Genomic DNA, 17,557 nt, shown 5'->3' with positions numbered 1-17,557 from the left:
CTCAATCCTCGAGCGTGACCACGACGGTCTCACTGAGCGCCTGCGTCCCGCGGCGCAGGAACAAGCGGAACTCCTTTTGCGCCAGCCCCGTCAGGCGCAGGTCCAGCACGACGCGCCAGGAGTTTTTGCGGCCGTACAGGCGATGGGCGCGCAGGCCCATGACCGCGGAAGCCGGCAGGTTGGTCAGCGCCTGCACGCCGCTGGCATCATCCAGCCCGGCCAGCACATCGCCTCGGAAGTCGAACACGTACTTGCGCGTGGACGGATCGGGCGGGGTGTCGGCCGGACCGGCCGGCCCGATCAACAGATTGCAGCAGTGAGCGTTGGCGTCGGTGCTGGGATCGGCGGACGTCCACGTCAACCGGTACGCCACGTCGCGGCGCTGTCCGGCACGCGCCGGTTCGTCGGCAACCCAGAATGCGCCGATGTTGTCCACAGTCTCCGAGATCGACGCCATCTCGTAGAGCATCACGCTGCCCGTGCCCCAGTCGCCCTGGGGCTGCACCCACAGCGAAGGCCGCAGTTCGTAGAACAATTCGTCGTCCTCGTAGTTGGTGAAATCGCGATCGCGCTGCATGAGGCCGAAGCCGCCCGGGTGATCGGCGCGGAAGGCGTTCACGCGCGCCTGAGCCGGGTTGTGGAGCGGGCGCCAGATGCGCTCGCCGGCTCCGGTGCGGATGGCCAGGCCCCCCGAGTCGTGCACCTGCGGGTGCCAATCGCCGATCGGATGGGGGTGGGGCATGCCGTCGGCGCGCGTCTGGTCGTAGAGGAACATGCTGGTCTGCGGGGCGATGCCCAGGCGCTGCACATCGCGTCGCAGGAAGAGTGCACAACGCACGTCCTGCACCACGTCCACGCCCTCGTGACGCCAGGTGTCGATGGCGTAGGCCCCGGCCAGCGAAGGGCCGTCGAGTAGGGCGTGGGTGATCACGTGGTCGTCCGACGGCTGCTCGATCCAGAAGTCGGTGAATACTGGGAACTCCTCCGGCCCCGGCAGGCCGGTGTCCACCGAGATGGCCCGTGCCGAGAGGCCGTAGCGGTTGGATGTCCCCGAGCAGCGAAAGTACGAGGCCCCGAGAAAAGCCATCCAGTCGGTGCGCGCGTCGGGCGCCAGCACGCGCCAGCCAGCCGGATCGGCGGTCTGTCCGCCGCCGAACAGCCCGTGCGTGTCGATCAGTCTCCTGGCCACGCCGTGGTCGACGACATGGATCGATACGGCCAGCGGCGCCACGCCGCGGCGCGGCGGGAACAGGCGCACCGTGCCCGTCACCGCTTCGGCGGCGCCGTAGGCCAGGCGCACGAAGGCGTCGGAGTCCAATGCCGCGTGCGCCGACGGGCGGGGCGCCACGTAGGGACGGCCCGCGAGTCGGCGCGCGCGCTCGACCAGCAGATCCCAGGAAAACGGCCGCGGCGGGCCCCAGCGGCCGCCGCCTGCGGCGAAGGCCATGCCGGGTTGCAGCAGCCCGGCGGCCAGCGAAGCAAGCGCGCCGCCGGCCTGGCGGCGGGTGAACTTGGGAGCGGAGGGGGTCATGGTGCCGTGGGGGTCGATGGCGCGATGGCTGGGTCACGGATCGGAAGACCGGGTTTCGGGCCTGACGCGCCCGGCGCCGCGCGCCAGCCAATGATCGCCAGTTGTCCCGGACGCACCGGCCCGCCGAGGATCTGCGTGCGATGGCCGTCGCTGGGACCGGCGATGATGGACACGCTGCGCGCCGTGCCGTCGCGATCGAGCAGGCAGAGGCTGCTGCGTTCGAGTTCGGGTTGCGTCGAGCAATGGGGGGCGAAGGACAGCGCCGTGTTCGGCGCCAGCAGCACATGGTGGCGAACCGGCAGGGTCATTTTGAGCATGGCCGCGGCGGCCGGCGGAATGCGCGGATCGGGCGCCAGCGCGAACTCGGCCTGGCGCACACCCGCCGGGTCGGTGGTGGTACGCAGCAAAGTGGCAGCGCGCTCTGCGCCATCGGTGTCGGAGATGACCACCTGTGCCGACTGCCCCGCGGGCAGCGTCCCGATACCAGGGGGCAGCGGCACGATTACGCGCGCGGGGGCGTCCAGCGGTGCCAGTTCGAGCAGCGGCTGTCCGGCCCGGACCTGACTGCCCGGCGCCACCAGCGGCCGGACCACCACCCCGGCGATGGGAGCGCGCGGCAGCGTGGTCTGCAGATTGGCCATGTCGTCGTCGAGGCGGCGCTGGGCCGCAGCGAGCAACACACGATCCCGCCGCACCGCGAGTGCCGCGCTGCGCACCGCCGCGCGCGCGGTGTCCATCTCGTCCAGCGAGGGCACGCGGTGGGCCGACTCGCGCCACACCTTGTCGTACCGCGCGATCCGAGCATCGGCCAGCCTGGACTCTACGAAGGCACGCGCCAGTTGGTCGCGCGCGGCGGCCAGCGCTAGGCGGTCGGCATCGATAGCCTGTGCAAAAGCGCTGGTATCCACCACGGCCAGCGCCTGGCCGGGCGCCACCGTGTCGCCCGGAGCCACCGGTACTGCGGTGATCAAGGCATCTCGCGGCGCGCGCACCGTAATTTCGCCGACCAGGTAGGCCCGGCCTTTGATGGACAGCTGCGGACGCAGGTCGCCGCGAATGATCGGCGCCATGTAGTACGGGGTCGTATTGCCCTCGAGAAAACGCAGCAGCAAGCTGCCCGCCACCCCCAGCGCCAGCAGCAGCAGCGTGATGCTGATCCAGCGCCGCGCGCGACTGCGTGGGCGCGCGTCGAGCAGCACATCGACCTGCGAGGCGTCGTTCGGCTCAGTCACGGCAGGCTCCGGCTGCCAACGGCATGTCTCCGACCGAGCTGAGCGTCGGCTCGCGCAGCCTGGCCTGGTTCCTGCGCAGACCGACGTCGGTCCACAGATCGATCGCCGCGCGCGCCAGCCGCGCCCGGGTGTCGATGCGCGCCTCGCGCACCGACAGTTGCGCGGTTTGCGCCACGTACAGAGTGGCGAAATCGCCGGTTCCCAGACGGTAGGCAGCGCGCGCATCGTCCGCGGTGCGCTCAGCGTCGCGCTCGAGCTCGGGCAGTGCGGCTTCGCGCGCCCGCGCCTCGGCCAGCGCGGCGCGCAGGCCAGCCGCTTGCGCATCGTCGCATGCCGCCGCGGCCGCGCCGTCGGCGTCGAGCCAAGGCACTTGAGCGCCGTCGGCGATCCACAATCCCAGTTGCCATGGCGCGACCGCCGCACGCCGCGCCAGCGTCGCTTCGGCCGCGGCCAGGCGAGCGCGCGTGTCGGCAAGCGCGCTCGCATTGGTGCCGATCAGCGACGCCGCCAGTCCGCTGTCAACCCCCGAGACCAGCCCGGCCTCGTAGCGCCAGCGCGCGAAATCGGCATCGTCGTGGAACCGATCCTGGAACGCCTGGCGCAAGGCGAGGTTCCATTGCAGGCGGCGCACCTCGACGTAGCCGCGCGCGATGCGCGCGGCTTTGCGCTGGCGCGCGTCGGCCAGCCGTACGGCCTGCACTTCGGGGGAATCGGGCATCTGCTGCAGCATGCGGCCGACCCAGCGGGCGAGGCGGAAGCGCCACTGCTGCGAGCGCGCCTGTAGGTCGGCCAGGACGCGGGCTTCGCGGACCAGGAGCGGGTCCGCCGCCAGCCCATGGTCGATCAGCCGAGCCAGCAAGGGGTCGTCGACCTCTGTCCACCACGGCATACTCGGAGCCGAGTCGGCGCTCACTGCGGCTTCGGATATCTGTGCACCGGCGGGGCTTTGCAGCGAGGCGCAACCGCCCAACGTGCACAGCACGAGTAACCCGATCCAAAGGGCTTGGAATGTTCTGAACAAGGGACGTCGGAATCCGAAACAGGAGGCAAAAATCGATGCCGTGATGGGGGAATGGTACGAAGTGTCGCGGTCTGCACCCGCGCCGACGACGCTTTCATGTGCCAACCGGAACGCGCTCACGGTAGGGCATCAGTGTACCTACCGCCGCGAGCACAAAGTCGCCTCTGGCGGAGTCGAACCAGACTTCGTCGAAGCCGCCGACCTGATTGAAAGCCCTCAGAATCTTGTCCGAAACGGGATTGAGCAGTAATGCAACTGCCTTGAAACTGGCGGCGACCGCTTTGTCGCTGCCACGCACCAACAGATTGCCGCGGGAGCCGTGCGCCAAGTCGTGCTTTGCTGTCCGTCGGGCGCTGTGCGGGTCGATCACGGCGACCCATACCAGGCCCAAGGCAAGGCCGGGCGCATCGCCACCAGCCTGCTGTGCAAACACACCAGCATGATGATCACGACCCACTGGAAGTGCGCAGCGCTCAGCTTGCTGGATATTTCAGGGCGTTTTTGCCGATTTTCTGTTCCACCGCCTGTTGCAGATCCACACCGGTGTGATCGGCGATCTGCACGAGATAGATCAGCACGTCGGCGATTTCGTCGGCGAGGTGCTGTTGAATTTCAGGGTCTTGTCCGGCCTGCTGCGATTGCTCGGGCGTCATCCACTGGAAGATTTCCACCAGTTCGCCAGCCTCGACGATCATTGCCATCGCCAGGTTTTTCGGCGTTTGATAGGGCGCCCAATTGCGGTCGGCGGAAAACTGTCGCAAGCGGGCTTGCAGGGCGGGAATGTCCAAGCGGTGTGCTCCTCTGACGCTAATCCGTAATCGCCTGCAGTAGTTCGTTTTCGAGTGTGTTCTGAATCCGGGCGTCACCCAGACCGGGGCCGGAAACCAGAAACGTATCTTCCACCCGCTCGCCGAGGGTGGTGATCTTGGCCAGTTGCAGGTCGATGTGGTGTTTGGCCAGCACCTGCGCAATGCCGAACAGCAGCCCAGCCCGGTCGTGCGCGGTCACGTTGAGAATCCAGCGCTGCCCGCGCTCATCGGGGCGCAGACCGACGCGGGGGCTAACGGGGAAGTTGCGCACCCGCCGCGACAGTCGCCCGTGATGCGGGGGCGGCAGTGGCGCGGCGCGGCCCAGTTCGGCGAGCAGCGAGGTTTCGATCACGCCGGTCATCGCCCGGTCGTGCACTTTGGTGTGGGGTGACACCACGACGAAGCTGTCGAGCGCCCAGCCGTTGTTGGCGGTGTGGATCTTGGCGTCGAGAATGTTGAAGTTCTGATGATCGAAGTAGCCGCAGATGCGCGCGAACAGATCGGGTTGGTCGGGCGCGTACACCAGCACTTCCAGCCCCTCGCCTTCGGGGGCCAGTCGCGCGCTGATCACGGGCGACCGGCTAGCCACGCGGGCGTAGAGCTTGCGGGTGTGCCAGGCAATGTCTTGCGGATCGTTGCGCAGGAAATAGCCCATGTCCAAGGTCTCCCAGAGCGGCTTTTGTGCGCCCTGGGGCAGCGCGTAAAGGTTAAGAATGCGCTGCGCCTCGCGCTGACGCAGTTGCAGTTCGGCCTCGGGTTGCGGCGTCTGGCCGCCGAGTGCGCGCAGGGTGGCGCGGTAGAGGTTTTCGAGCAGCTTGCCTTTCCAGGCGTTCCAAACTTTCGGGCTGGTACCGCGAATGTCGGCCACGGTCAGCAGGTATAGGGCGACGAGGTGACGCTCATCGCCCACGCGCCGGGCGAAGGCGGCGATGACCTCGGGGTCGCTCAAGTCTTCTTTCTGCGCCACGCGCGACATCTGCAGGTGTTCGCGCACGAGGAACACGGCCAGCTCGGTGTGTTCGGCGCTGATGCCGTGCGCCTTGCAGAACTTGCGGGTTTCGACGGCGCCCAGCTCGGAGTGATCGCCGCCGCGGCCCTTGGCGATGTCGTGGAACAGTGCCGCGAGGATGAGCACCCACGGCGGATCGAAGTGTGCCGCCAGCTCCGAGCACAGCGGATATTCGTGGGCATGTTCGGGCATAAAAAAACGCCGCACATTGCGCACGACCATCAGAATGTGCTGATCGACGGTGTAGACGTGAAACAGGTCGTGCTGCATCTGCCCTACGATACGGCGAAACGCCCACAGGTAGCGCCCGAGCACGCTGGTGCGGTTCATCAGCCGCAGGGCGTGAACGATGCCTTGCGGCGCTTGCAGGATGCGCACGAACTGCTCCCGGCTGCGCGGATCGTGGCGGAAGGCGCTGTCCATCCGGTGGCGCGCCAGGTAGATGGCGCGTAGTGCAGCGGGCGAAAGCCCCCGAGCGCCGGGCGCGCGCTGGAACACCGCAAAAATCTCCAGCAGCGTCCAAGGCTCTTGTTCGAAAAGCTGGAGATCGGCGGGCTCGATCATGCCGTCGCGCAGCACATAGCGCCCGTCCTCCACGTCCTTGAGCCCGACGACGGGCTGCGCCACGGCCACCGACTGCGGCCAGAGCCGCCCCTCGATATCGAGCAGCACGATCTGGTTGATCTGCTCGACGGCTTTCGCCGCCCAGTAGTAGCGCTGCATCAGACGTTCGCCAGCCCGCTTGGTCGGCGTGGGCGCAAAGCCGAGCACCTTGGCAACGGCCGATTGCTGGTCGAACACCAGACGGTCTTCGCGCCGTCCAGCCAGCACATGCAGGTGCGCGCGGATGCGTTTGATCACGGTCTCGTTGCGCTGAATCTGGCGCACGGTATTGACATGGATGATTCCATGCGCCGCCAATTCCTTCCAGCTGCGCCCCAGACCGCTGGCCTGCGCCACCCAGAGCACGACCTGCAGATCGCGCAAACCGCCGGGGCTTTCCTTGCAATTGGGCTCGAGCGCGTAGGGGGTGTCCTCGAATTTGAGATGGCGCTGCTGCTGCTCGCGCATCTTGGCCTGAAAGAAGGCGCGTGCATCGAGATGAGCGAAAAACGCGCGGTTCAGCGAATCAGCCAAGGCGCGGTTGCCGCACAGAAAGCGCGATTCCAGCAGGGCCGTCTGCACCGTGATGTCCTTGTCGGCTTCGTCGATGCAGGCCTCGATGGTGCGCACGCTCGGACCGATTTCCAGGCCGATATCCCAGCAGGCGGTGATGAAACCTGAGGCGGCCGCATCGATGGCGGCGTTGCTGCCCTGGGTCTGCTCAAGCAGCAGAAGCAGATCGATGTCGGAGAACGGAAACAGCTCGCCGCGTCCATAGCCGCCTACGGCGATCAGCGCCGCATCGGGCGGCATGCCGCTTGTCGTCCACAGGGTCTGCAGCGTCTGATCGGCAAGGCGGGTGAGTCCGTGCAGCAGCGGCGTGACCTGCTGCGGGTGCTGCCCGAAATGGTCGAGCAGCGCGGCACGTCCCTGTTTCCAGCTCAGGCGAATATCGCTCAGCGCAACCTCAGCCGGATGGGAGGCGGCAGATGCGGTCATGGGCCTGACGTGCGCGAAGTCACGATGACGGCCAGCGCAGCGCCGCTCAAGCGGCTAGGGCAGGCTGGCGAACGAAGGCGGGCGCGGGCTGGCAACCGGCCGAAGTGGTCAGCACTTCAAAGCCGGTGGGGGTGACCAGCACCGTGTGCTCCCACTGTGCAGACAGCGAGCGGTCTTTGGTGACGATGGTCCAGCCGTCGGCCATTTCGCGGATGTCGCGCCGCCCGGCGTTGATCATGGGCTCGATGGTGAAGGTCATGCCTTCGCGCAGCACTTCTCCCGTGCCCACCTTGCCGTAGTGCAGTACTTGCGGGTCTTCGTGGAAGTTGCGGCCGATGCCATGGCCGCAGAATTCGCGCACGATGCTATAGCCCGCGCTCTCGGCGAAGGTCTGGATGACGTGGCCGATATCGCCCAGCCGCGCACCCGGTTTGACCAGCGCGATGCCATGCCACATGGCCTCGAAGGTGATGTCCACCAGCCGCTGCACATGCTTGGGCACGGTGCCGATGCTGAACATGCGGCTGCTGTCGCCGTGGAACCCGTCCTTGATCACGGTGACGTCGATGTTGATCACATCGCCGCTCTTCAGCGGTTTGTCATTCGGAATGCCGTGGCAGATGACGTTGTTGACCGAGGTGCAGATCGACGCGGGGTAGGGCGTGTAGCCCGGCGGCGCGTAATTCAGCGGGGCCGGAATGGCCTGCTGCACCTGGGTGATGTAGTCATACGCCAGCTTGTCGATCGCCTTGGTGGTGACGCCAGGCTGCACATGCGGGGTCAGGTAATCGAGCAATTCGGAGGCCAGTCGCCCGGCCACGCGCATTTTCTCGATTTCTTCAGGGGTTTTGATGGTGATGCTCATGGCGCAATTATCACACTCCTGACATGTGTTCGTGAGCCGCCTGTGCGCGTCATGGCGATTTCTATAATCTGCCGCTGACCGCCATCCCCCACCCCGCCCAGCCCGTTCAGGCTTCCCGCATGCACATCCTTTTCTTTGAAGGCGCCAGCGCCTTGTCCGCCTTTCGCCAGGACGCATTGCAGGCCCGCCTGCGCCAGACCGCGCCGGAGATCGCCGATCGCGTGCGCCGTATCCATGCCCGCTATGTGCATGCGGTGGCGCTCGACGCCGCCCCGACTCCCGCGCTTCACGACAAACTCGAAGGCCTGCTGCGCTATGGCGACCCTTACGCCGGTCCCACGCAGGGTCAGAGCCTGTATGTCATGCCGCGCCTGGGCACCCTTTCGCCCTGGGCTTCCAAGGCCACCGACATCGCTCGCTTGTGCGGCGCCGAAGTGCACCGGGTGGAACGCACGGTGCAATACCGCCTTGAGGCGGAGAGCGGGCTGCTGCGCGCCGCCAAACCGCTGACCGAGGCCGAACTGCTTCAGCTCGCCGCCCTGGTGCACGACCGCATGACCGAAACCGTGGCGCTGCAGCGCAGCGAGCTGGAGCGTCTTTTTTCCGAACTGCCCCCCCAGCCGCTGCAGCACGTGGACGTGCTCTCCGGCACGCTTGACGCCGGCCGCGCGGCGCTCGCCCGCGCCAATGTGGAGCAGGGACTGGCGCTGTCGGATGACGAGATCGACTATCTGCTCGACGCCTACCGCAAGCTCGGCCGCAACCCCACCGATGTCGAGCTGATGATGTTCGCCCAAGCCAACAGCGAACATTGCCGCCACAAAATTTTCAATGCCCGCTTCACCATCGATGGCGTCGATCAGCCGCACACCCTGTTCCAGATGATCCGCAACACCCACGCTGTGTCGCCGCAGGGCACGGTAGTGGCCTACTCCGACAACGCCTCGGTGATGGAAGGCGGCACGGTGCAGGCCTGGCAGCCCGATCCCGTCACGCACCGCTATGGCGCACAAGAAGCACTCAAACATGTGCTGATGAAGGTGGAAACACACAATCACCCCACCGCCATTTCGCCGTTTCCCGGTGCGGCCACCGGAGCCGGCGGAGAGATTCGCGACGAGGGCGCCACCGGCCGTGGCTCGCGCCCCAAGGCGGGGCTGACCGGATTCTCGGTCTCCAATCTGCGGCTGCCGGGCGCTGGCGAACCGTGGGAGGCGGCCACAGAGACAGTCGGCAAGCCCGGCCATACCGCCAGCCCGCTGCAGATCATGTTCGACGGGCCGCTGGGCGGCGCGGCGTTCAACAACGAGTTCGGCCGTCCCAATCTGGCCGGTTACTTCCGCGTGTTCGAACAGCCGGTGGACGGCAAGGTCTGGGGTTATCACAAACCCATCATGCTCGCCGGTGGCTTGGGCTCCATCGATGCCCGCCTGACGCACAAAAAGGCATTTCCCGCAGGCACGCTGCTGATCCAGCTTGGCGGGCCGGGCATGCGCATCGGCTTGGGCGGCGGTGCAGCGTCGAGTCTGGCGACTGGCAGCAATGCCACCCATCTCGATTTCGATTCGGTGCAGCGCGGCAACCCGGAAATTCAGCGCCGGGCGCAAGAAGTCATCAACGCCTGCTGCGCGCTGGGCGAGGCCAATCCCATTCTGTCGATTCACGATGTGGGCGCTGGCGGACTGTCCAACGCCTTTCCTGAGTTGGTGGAGGGCGCGGGCCGTGGCGCGGTGTTCCAGTTGCGCGATGTTCCACTTGAAGAGTCTGGCCTAAGTCCAAGAGAAATATGGAGTAACGAAAGCCAGGAGCGCTATGTTTTGGCCATTGCTCCTGATCAGCAAGAGGCTTTCGCCGCGCTGTGCGCCCGCGAGCGCTGCCCCTTTGCGGTGGTGGGCGTCGCCACGCAAGAGCAAACGTTGATCGTGAATGACAGCCTGCACGCCGACCAGCCCGATCTGGCCCGTCCGGTCGATCTGCCGCTGGACGTGCTGCTTGGCAAGCCGCCGCGCGTGCATCGTCAGGCGCAGCGGCAGTTGCCGCAAGGCGAGGCGCTCGATCTGGCTGAGGTCGATCTGGCGCAGGCCTGCGAAGCGGTGCTGCGCCACCCCACGGTGGCGAGCAAGCGCTTTCTCATCACCATTGGCGACCGCACGGTAGGCGGCATGAGCCACCGCGATCCCATGGTCGGCCCGTGGCAGGTGCCGGTGGCCGACTGTGCCGTCACGCTCGCCGACTACGCCGGTTTTCGGGGCGAGGCGATGAGCGTGGCCGAGCGCGCGCCCGTTGCGGTGCTCAACCCCGCCGCGTCGGGTCGGCTGGCGGTGAGCGAGGCGGTGCTCAACCTGCTGGCCGCCCCGGTGCAACGTCTGGCCGACATCAAGCTGTCGTGTAACTGGATGGCCGCCTGCGGCCAGCCTGGGCAGGACGCCGCGCTTTACGACACCGTGCACGCCATCGGCATGGAACTCTGTCCCGCTCTGGGTATTTCGGTGCCCGTGGGCAAGGATTCGCTGTCGATGCATACGCGCTGGGAAGAAGCGGGTCAGGCCAAGAGCGTGACTTCGCCGGTCTCGCTGGTGGTCTCTGCCTTCGCCACGCTGCCCGACGTGCGCGGCACGCTTACGCCGCAACTGCGCACCGATGCGCCGAGCAGCCTGATTCTGGTCGATCTGGGCCAGGGCAAAAGGCGCATGGGCGCGAGCATCCTGGCGCAGACGCTCGGGCAGATCGGCGACATCACCCCCGATCTCAACAGCCCGGACTTGCTGAAATCGTTTGCCGCGGCGCTGGCTGAATTGCGCACCGCTGGCCTAGTCTGGGCCTATCACGACCGATCCGATGGCGGCCTTTGGGCGGCTGCTTGCGAAATGGCCTTCGCCGGGCATTGCGGCCTCAGCCTGAATGTGGACGTGCTCACGCTCGAAGGCAGCGAAGCCGACGACTGGGGCGACGCCAAAGACTGGGCCAAACAGGTCGGCCCGCGCCGTCACATTCAAACCTTGCGCGCGCTGTTCAACGAAGAGCCCGGCGTGCTGCTGCAAGTGCCGGCAACGCAGCGCGACGCCGTGTTGCAGACCCTGCGGCAGCATGGCCTGTCGGCGCACAGCCACGCCATCGGCACGGTCAACGACGGCGACGTCATCGAGATCTGGCGCGATACGCAGCGCATCTACACCGCACCTCGCACCCAACTGCAGCAGGTGTGGGACAGCGTGTCGTGGCGCGTGGCGATGTTGCGCGACAACCCCGAGTGCGCCCAGGCCGAGCACGACGCACTGGCCGACGCCGCCGATCCAGGGCTGCACCTGCACCTGACTTTCGACGCCCAGCAAGACATCGCAGCGCCTTTCATCGCTAGCGGGGCGCGGCCGCAGGTCGCCATCCTGCGCGAGCAGGGCGTCAACTCGCAGGTGGAAATGGCCTACGCCATGCACCGCGCTGGGTTCGACGCGGTGGACGTGCACATGAGCGACCTGATGGCAGGCCGCGCCCGGCTGGGCGATTTCCGCGGCTTTGTCGCCTGCGGCGGGTTCAGCTACGGCGACGTGCTCGGCGCGGGCGAGGGCTGGGCGCGTTCCATTCTGTTCAACCCCGAGCTCGCCGATCAATTCGCACGCTTTTTCGGCCGTACCGATACCTTCGCGCTGGGCGTGTGCAACGGCTGCCAGATGCTGGCTGCGCTCGCCCCCATGATTCCTGGCGCCCGCGCCTGGCCGCGCTTCACCCGCAACCGCTCGGAGCAGTTCGAGGCGCGGTTGTCGCTGGTGGAAGTCGCCGAGTCGCCGTCCCTCTTTTTTCAGGGCATGGCTGGCAGCCGCGCGCCCATCGCCGTGGCGCATGGCGAAGGGCGGGCCGATTTTTCGCAGCAGGGCGACGCGAAGCTGCTGCAAGTGGCCATGCGCTTTGTCGATCATCAGGGCCAACCCACGGAGCGTTATCCCTACAACCCCAACGGCAGCCCCGAGGGCATCACCGCCGTGACCACGCCCGATGGCCGCTTCACCGCGCTGATGCCGCACCCGGAGCGGGTGTTCCGCAGCGTGCAGATGAGCTGGACCGCCGAAGACCAGGGCGAAGACAGCCCGTGGATGCGCATGTTCCGCAATGCGCGGGTCTGGTGTGAGTGAAGTGGCCCCCACGCTCCCGCTGCGCGGTCGCAGCCCCCCGAGGGGGCGCACCCCGCCTTGGGGCGGCCCGGCGGCGGGGTGGGTGGCCCCCACGCCCCCGCTGCGCGGTCGCAGCCCCCCGAGGGGGCGCACCCCGCCTTGGGGCGGCCCGGCGGCGGGGTGGGTGGCCCCCACGCCCCCGCTGCGCGGTCGCTGCCCCTCGAGGGGGCGCACCCCGCCTTGGGGCGGCCCGGCGGCGGGGTGGGCGCGTTGATCATGGCGGGAAACCGAATCAGCCGTTACGGCGGCGTCGATACCCTGCGCGGCTTGGCCGTGCTGTGGATGATGTCGTTTCATTTCAGTTTCGACCTGAACTGGTTCGGCTTCATCCACACCGACTTCTACACCAGCCCCTGGTGGCTCGATCAGCGTATTGCCATCGTCAGCCTGTTTGTTTTCACCGTCGGACTGACGCAGACCTTCACCGACGCGAGCGGCCGCCCGGCGCGGCATTTCTGGAAGCGCTGGGCGCAAATCGTGGGCGCTTCGCTACTGGTCACGGCAGGCAGCTACGCCGCGTTTCCGCACAGCTTCATCTACTTCGGCATTCTTCAGGGCATTGCGGCCATGTTGCTGTTGCACCGACTGGTGTTCCGCCACTTAGGCGCCTGGGTGCTGCTGCTCGCCCCCATTGCCATTGCCGCGCCTCAACTTTGGGGGCACGCTTTTTTCAATCCACCGTGGTGGAACTGGACCGGGCTGATCACGCAAAAACCCATCACCGAAGACTACGCGCCACTGCTGCCGTGGATTGGTGTGCTGTGGATCGGCGCCGGCACAGGCTGGCTGCTGGCGCGGGTGCAATTCCGGCCCTTGCGCCATCTGCCCGAAATTCGTCCGCTGTCTTTCCTCGGGCGCTGGCCCTTGACCATTTACCTGCTGCATCAACCCGTTTTCGTCGGCCTGGTCTGGCTGGCTGCACATCTGCGGGGGTGATTCGTGGAAGAACTTGTCGACGCCTCCATCGACTATCTGCTGCATTACGGCGACAGCGATCACTGGTTTTTCATTCCGCAGGCGAAGGATGAAGAAGACGCGCTGCGCTACTTTTTCTGCATTGAAGGCTACGGCCAGAGCCGCCAGTTCGGCACCCTGCAGCGCGAGTTCTGCCTGCTCGTGCCGCTGCAGCAATATCTGCAGGATCGCGACGCCATCGAGCGCCGAGTCGAGCGTCTGCGACGGGACATTCGTGCACGCCGAGAAGCAGAAGAGGGACTTTGAGGCGCCCGCGCAGCGATTCAGCCGAAACCGTGGCTCATCAGCGTCGCCAGCAAGGGGATGATGACCATCACATGCGATTGCGCCATCAGCCAGCGGCGCTCTTTTTTCACTTCTTCTACGGCGGGCTGCCACGCTGCCATTGCCCGTGCCTGAAGGCCCCAGCGCCCCAGTCGCTGCGTGGACGGCCAGGACATCACCGCCATCAGCGCCAGCAAAACCACCTTGGCCCACAACAAGGGGTTGTGCAGCAGCCACTGCGGACCTTTGATGCCCCAGAACACCAGGGCCAGCCCGCTGGCCAGCACCGCGGCAAAGCTGCCCCAGACCCACACATCCAGCCTGCGAAGGCGAGCCAGCACCTGGGCATCGACGGCGCCCACCCGTGTCAGGCTGGTCTTGGCGGTGAGAAAAACGGCCAGCCCCAGCATGGCGGAGAGATGAAGGTAAAGCAGCAGGGCATCGGTCAACATGGCGGATCAGTCCGGTTTGAGATGGATCATCTCGGCTTTTCTCGTCTGCAGGGTGATGAAGTGCTGCAGCGGCGGGTGCAGGCAATCCGCCAGAGTCGAGGTATTGAGACGCGCGTAAAACGCCTCTGCGGCGTCGCTCAGCAAGGGGCGCAGCAGGCACAACGGAGTGAGATTGCAATGGCCGCCGTCGGGGCGAAGGCATTCCACCAGGCCCTGACCGTCTTCCAGCCAGCGCACGACATTCCCAAGAAGTATTTCTGAAGCGTCTTTATCAAGACGAACGCCACCATTGGCGCCGCGTTGATTCTGCACGTAGCCACCGGCAGCAAGACGCTGGAGCACCTTGACAAGATGCTCACGCGAGATATCAAGAATCCTCGCTAATTCTTTGCTATTTAATGATTGATCTGGGTTTTCTGCCAGCACCATCAAGGCGCGCAGTCCAAAATCAGTGAACTGGGTCAGTTTCAATTCGTGGCTTGCCTGTCTTGTTGTGTGAAGCTATAGTGGAATTCAATAGTCCACATATGGGGTTGTCATGACGCATCCTACCGCGAGTCGAATCACAATGCCAGAAAGCCAGCAAAGCTTGTTCAGGCAAGTGCTGGACGCAACGCCAGCCGAGATTGCGCCTGAGGATCGCCGCAGTGCTCTGGCCGAACAGCTCCGCACACAGACGGGGCTTGACGAGCGCGCCCTCGATCGCTTGGTGCGTCGGTTTTATGCACATGCCCGGCTTGATCCAGATCTCGGTCCGATGTTTGAGGCGCATGTGGCCGACTGGGAGGCGCATTACGCCCGGATGGTGGATTTCTGGGCCTCGGTCGGCCTGCTTGCTGGACGCTATCACCGCAATGCCTTGCAGGCGCATCGCCCCTTGCCTCTGCACCCCGCGCACTTCGCCCGCTGGCTGGATCTGTTCGACCAGACGCTGCAGGAAGAAGTCTCACCTGCGGCACGCGCGCACCTGATGACCATTGCGCAGCGCATAGCGGCAACTCTGAACAGCCGCCTGTGTTCGCGTTGACGGCAATGTCAGGGTTTACCCGTGCGATTTTTACATGCAGTGACAAAAGATACACGACCTATCTGCACAGCTTGATCCATCGCAAGCGGCTGCATAAGTTCCTGCTTATTCTGCCAACCATACATGTGCGACATTCTGTCGCATCACTCTGAGGAGAAAAACCAATGCCTGACGAGATGCCTTACCTGCCGATGCCGGTTACAGACCCTGCGGGTCGAACGCATGCGCAATCGGACATGCCGCTGCCTGACATGCAATACGCCCGGCCAATGGGGGCATGGGTCATCGTAGCCGCGCTCTTCATCGTCGTTGTCGGCTTGTGGGCGACGGTTGCGGCCTATTTCTCCATCCATGCCTGAGGCACGTCATGTCAACTTCAACTCCCGACGCCTTTGAAGATCGGTTCCATCATGTCGCGCTGCGGCATGAGCGCATCTGGATTTTCATCGCCCTGTCCCTGATCGCCGTACTGTTCATCGTGGCGGTGTGGTTCGTGGTGCACGACTACGGCCTGGTGGCCAAGACCTCGCAGTTCTACTCCAACCCCAACACGCCGGCCGAAACGGCCAACTACCAGGGTTCCGGCGTGAAGCAAACCGGGCCGAACAGCTATGAGGTCTATGAAGTCGGCCGCGCCTGGAGCTGGACGCCGGGCACCGCCACGCCGCTGACCCTCCCGGTGGGCGCTCACGTCACGTTCAACGTCACCAGCGGCGATGTGATCCATGGCTTCGAAGTTCAGGGCACGAGCATCAACCTCACCGCCATTCCCGGCGTGGTGGGGCATGTCAGCTACATCTTCAACAAACCTGGCACGTTCTACATCATCTGCAACGAGTATTGCGGTGCCGGCCATCAGGCCATGATCGGCAGGATCATCATCACCGGAGCAAAACAATCATGAGCGCAACCCTGAGCAACAACGCCCCGCGCATTCTGGCGACGCCGACTGCCGGTGAGATTGCCGGTGAAAAAACCATGCTGCTGGCCTTCTGGGTCACGGGTTTTCTGGCACTCGCCGTGGGCATCGCCATTGGCGTGCTCCAGAGCAGCAACTATGCCGGAATCAATCTCTATCCTTATCTCCAGCCTTTCCTCAAGTCGTACTACCAAGGGCTGACCATGCACGGCGTGCTCAACGCCTACGTGTTCACCTTTTTCACCATTTCCGGCTGGCTGATGTACCTGCCGGCGCGTGAACTCAAACTCAAGCCCAATATGGGGCTGGCCTGGTTTACTTACGCGCTGATGCTCATCGGCACGTTGATGGCGGCTTACGGCATGTTCGACAACTCGTCGAGCGTGCTCTACACCATGTACGCGCCGCTCAAGGGCAGTGCTTGGTTTTACCTGGGCATCACGCTAGTCGTGGTGGCGAGCATTCTCCCGCTGTTCGTCGTGCTGGAGATGCGGGCTCGCTGGAAGCGCGCCAATCCCGGTCAGCTCACGCCGCTGGTCACCTATATGAGCGCCACCACGCTGCTGATGTGGCTGCTCGCCGCGCTCGGCGCGGGCACCGAGGCCGTGTTCCTGCTCGATCCCTGGGCGCTCGGGATGACGCAGACCATCGATCCGTTGCTGGCCCGCACCTTGTTCTGGTGGACCGGCCACCCCATCGTGTATTTCTGGCTGATGCCGGGCTACGTCTCCATCTATGCGTTGCTGCCACGGCAGGCAGGAGGGAAACTGATTTCGGACCCGCTGGCCCGTCTGGCTTTTTTGCTGCTGTTCGTGTTCTCCTTGCCGGTGGGCACCCACCATCAGTACACCGATCCGGGCATCTCCCCGGTGATCAAAGGGATCGTGACGGCGCTGACGCTGTCGGTTGCGATTCCCAGCCTGATCACCGCCTTCACCATCGCGCTCAGCCTGGAATACGGCGGTCGTCGTCGCGGCGGCAAAGGGCTGATGGGCTGGTGGACGGCCTTGCCCTGGAAAGATCCCTCGGTGGCGGCGCAGGTTCTGGCGCTGGTGAGTTTCATCTTCGGCGGAGCAGGGGGCATCGTCAACGCCAGTTGGCAGCTCGACAACGTGGTGCACAACACCCTTTGGATTCCGGCGCACTTTCACCTCACCGTGGGCACCATGACCACCCTTGTCTTCATGGGCGTGAGTTTCTGGCTGCTGCCGCACCTGACCGGCCGCAAACTCTACAGCTCGAAACTTGCCCTCTGGAGCGTGTGGCTGTGGTTCCTCGGCCTGATGACCTGGGGCTTCGCCGGACACTGGGCTGGCATGGACGGCGTACCGCGACGCGCCTGGGTCTCGTCCTTGCCGCATGATCAATACATGCAACTTTATGGCGCAGTGCATCCGGCGCTCATCATCGTGGGCATAGGCGGTGTCATTGCGGCCCTCGGTGCGGTTCTCTACTACATCGTGTTCTTCGGCACCTTGTTCGGCCAGAAAGATTCCAAGGCGATGGTCGAGATCCCGTTCACCGAGTACATCACCAGCAGCGAGGGCTCCTTGCTGGCGCGCGTCGCCGAACCGCTGGGCCTTTGGACGCTGATCACCTTTGTCATCACTCTGGCGGTCTATATCCCCGTGTTCTGGCCCATGCTCACCCATCCGATCCACGCGCCGGGCTTCGTGCTCTGGTGA

At 65.3% G+C, this 17,557-nt stretch carries 16 protein-coding genes; 7 read left to right on the top strand and 9 right to left on the bottom strand.

The window, feature by feature from the left end:
• Position 1: 1 nt before the first annotated feature.
• The 7 genes from BIO17B3_RS00690 to map all read right to left on the bottom strand — a co-directional run bounded on the left by BIO17B3_RS00690 (position 2) and on the right by map (position 8,246).
• Positions 2 to 1,531, bottom strand: coding sequence for a glucan biosynthesis protein D (locus BIO17B3_RS00690; protein WP_156052598.1), 1,530 nt, complete (start codon positions 1,529 to 1,531; stop codon positions 2 to 4).
• A complete protein-coding gene (locus BIO17B3_RS00685; RefSeq protein ID WP_156052597.1) occupies positions 1,528 to 2,763 on the bottom strand; it encodes an efflux RND transporter periplasmic adaptor subunit in 1,236 nt (411 codons plus the stop codon). Before BIO17B3_RS00685 ends, BIO17B3_RS00690 begins: the two co-directional genes overlap by 4 nt.
• Positions 2,756 to 3,784, bottom strand: coding sequence for a type I secretion system protein TolC (locus BIO17B3_RS00680; protein WP_232054139.1), 1,029 nt, complete (start codon positions 3,782 to 3,784; stop codon positions 2,756 to 2,758). The genes BIO17B3_RS00685 and BIO17B3_RS00680 overlap by 8 nt, the downstream gene beginning before the upstream one ends.
• A 94-nt stretch (positions 3,785 to 3,878) precedes the next feature.
• Positions 3,879 to 4,241 carry a hypothetical protein gene (locus BIO17B3_RS00675; RefSeq protein ID WP_197737892.1) on the bottom strand — a complete coding sequence of 121 codons (363 nt, stop codon included), beginning with the start codon at positions 4,239 to 4,241 and terminating at the stop codon, positions 3,879 to 3,881.
• 16 nt (positions 4,242 to 4,257) lie between these two features.
• A complete protein-coding gene (locus tag BIO17B3_RS00670; RefSeq protein ID WP_013105833.1) occupies positions 4,258 to 4,572 on the bottom strand; it encodes a nucleotide pyrophosphohydrolase in 315 nt (104 codons plus the stop codon).
• A gap of 19 nt (positions 4,573 to 4,591) precedes the next feature.
• On the bottom strand, positions 4,592 to 7,204 hold the full coding sequence (locus tag BIO17B3_RS00665; RefSeq protein ID WP_156052596.1) for a [protein-PII] uridylyltransferase: 2,613 nt from the start codon (positions 7,202 to 7,204) through the stop codon (positions 4,592 to 4,594).
• A 46-nt stretch (positions 7,205 to 7,250) separates the two neighbouring features.
• A complete protein-coding gene (gene map / locus BIO17B3_RS00660) occupies positions 7,251 to 8,246 on the bottom strand; it encodes a type I methionyl aminopeptidase (RefSeq protein WP_255421394.1) in 996 nt (331 codons plus the stop codon).
• Here map and purL point away from each other — a divergent pair.
• The 3 genes from purL (at position 8,189) to BIO17B3_RS00645 (ending at position 13,456) form a co-directional block, all read left to right on the top strand.
• Complete coding sequence (gene purL / locus BIO17B3_RS00655; protein ID WP_156052594.1) at positions 8,189 to 12,196, top strand: phosphoribosylformylglycinamidine synthase; 4,008 nt, start codon at positions 8,189 to 8,191, stop codon at positions 12,194 to 12,196. The two genes, map and purL, sit on opposite strands and share 58 nt — an antisense overlap.
• A gap of 255 nt (positions 12,197 to 12,451) precedes the next feature.
• Positions 12,452 to 13,171: a DUF1624 domain-containing protein gene (locus BIO17B3_RS00650; RefSeq protein ID WP_232054138.1), complete on the top strand. Its 720-nt coding sequence runs from the start codon at positions 12,452 to 12,454 to the stop codon at positions 13,169 to 13,171.
• Between the two features lie 3 nt (positions 13,172 to 13,174).
• On the top strand, positions 13,175 to 13,456 hold the full coding sequence (locus BIO17B3_RS00645) for a hypothetical protein (RefSeq protein ID WP_156052593.1): 282 nt from the start codon (positions 13,175 to 13,177) through the stop codon (positions 13,454 to 13,456).
• Positions 13,457 to 13,473: 17 nt separating this feature from the next.
• Here BIO17B3_RS00645 and BIO17B3_RS00640 read toward each other — a convergent pair whose 3' ends face one another.
• Both BIO17B3_RS00640 and BIO17B3_RS00635 read right to left on the bottom strand, forming a co-directional pair.
• A complete protein-coding gene (locus BIO17B3_RS00640; protein ID WP_156052592.1) occupies positions 13,474 to 13,926 on the bottom strand; it encodes a DUF2214 family protein in 453 nt (150 codons plus the stop codon).
• 6 nt (positions 13,927 to 13,932) lie between these two features.
• Positions 13,933 to 14,397, bottom strand: a complete 465-nt coding sequence (locus tag BIO17B3_RS00635) for an Rrf2 family transcriptional regulator (RefSeq protein WP_156052591.1) — start codon at positions 14,395 to 14,397, stop codon at positions 13,933 to 13,935.
• A 97-nt stretch (positions 14,398 to 14,494) separates the two neighbouring features.
• Between BIO17B3_RS00635 and BIO17B3_RS00630 the strand changes: the two genes are divergently transcribed.
• The 4 genes from BIO17B3_RS00630 (at position 14,495) to BIO17B3_RS00615 (ending at position 17,557) form a co-directional block, all read left to right on the top strand.
• Positions 14,495 to 14,953, top strand: a complete 459-nt coding sequence (locus BIO17B3_RS00630; RefSeq protein WP_232054137.1) for a group III truncated hemoglobin — start codon at positions 14,495 to 14,497, stop codon at positions 14,951 to 14,953.
• Between the two features lie 164 nt (positions 14,954 to 15,117).
• Positions 15,118 to 15,312, top strand: a complete 195-nt coding sequence (locus BIO17B3_RS00625; RefSeq protein ID WP_013123105.1) for a hypothetical protein — start codon at positions 15,118 to 15,120, stop codon at positions 15,310 to 15,312.
• Between the two features lie 8 nt (positions 15,313 to 15,320).
• Positions 15,321 to 15,857 (top strand): cytochrome c oxidase subunit II, encoded by a 537-nt coding sequence (locus BIO17B3_RS00620; protein WP_156052589.1) that lies wholly within the window; start codon positions 15,321 to 15,323, stop codon positions 15,855 to 15,857.
• Entirely contained in the window at positions 15,854 to 17,557 is a 1,704-nt protein-coding gene (locus BIO17B3_RS00615) for a cbb3-type cytochrome c oxidase subunit I (protein ID WP_013123107.1), read from the top strand. Before BIO17B3_RS00620 ends, BIO17B3_RS00615 begins: the two co-directional genes overlap by 4 nt.

It is taken from the genome of Thiomonas sp. OC7 (genome assembly GCF_900634595.1).
GTDB classification, from domain to species: Bacteria; Pseudomonadota; Gammaproteobacteria; order Burkholderiales; family Burkholderiaceae_C; genus Thiomonas; species Thiomonas arsenitoxydans.
Note: the sequence above shows the minus strand (reverse complement) of the source record. Positions and strands in the feature narration are given on the sequence as shown.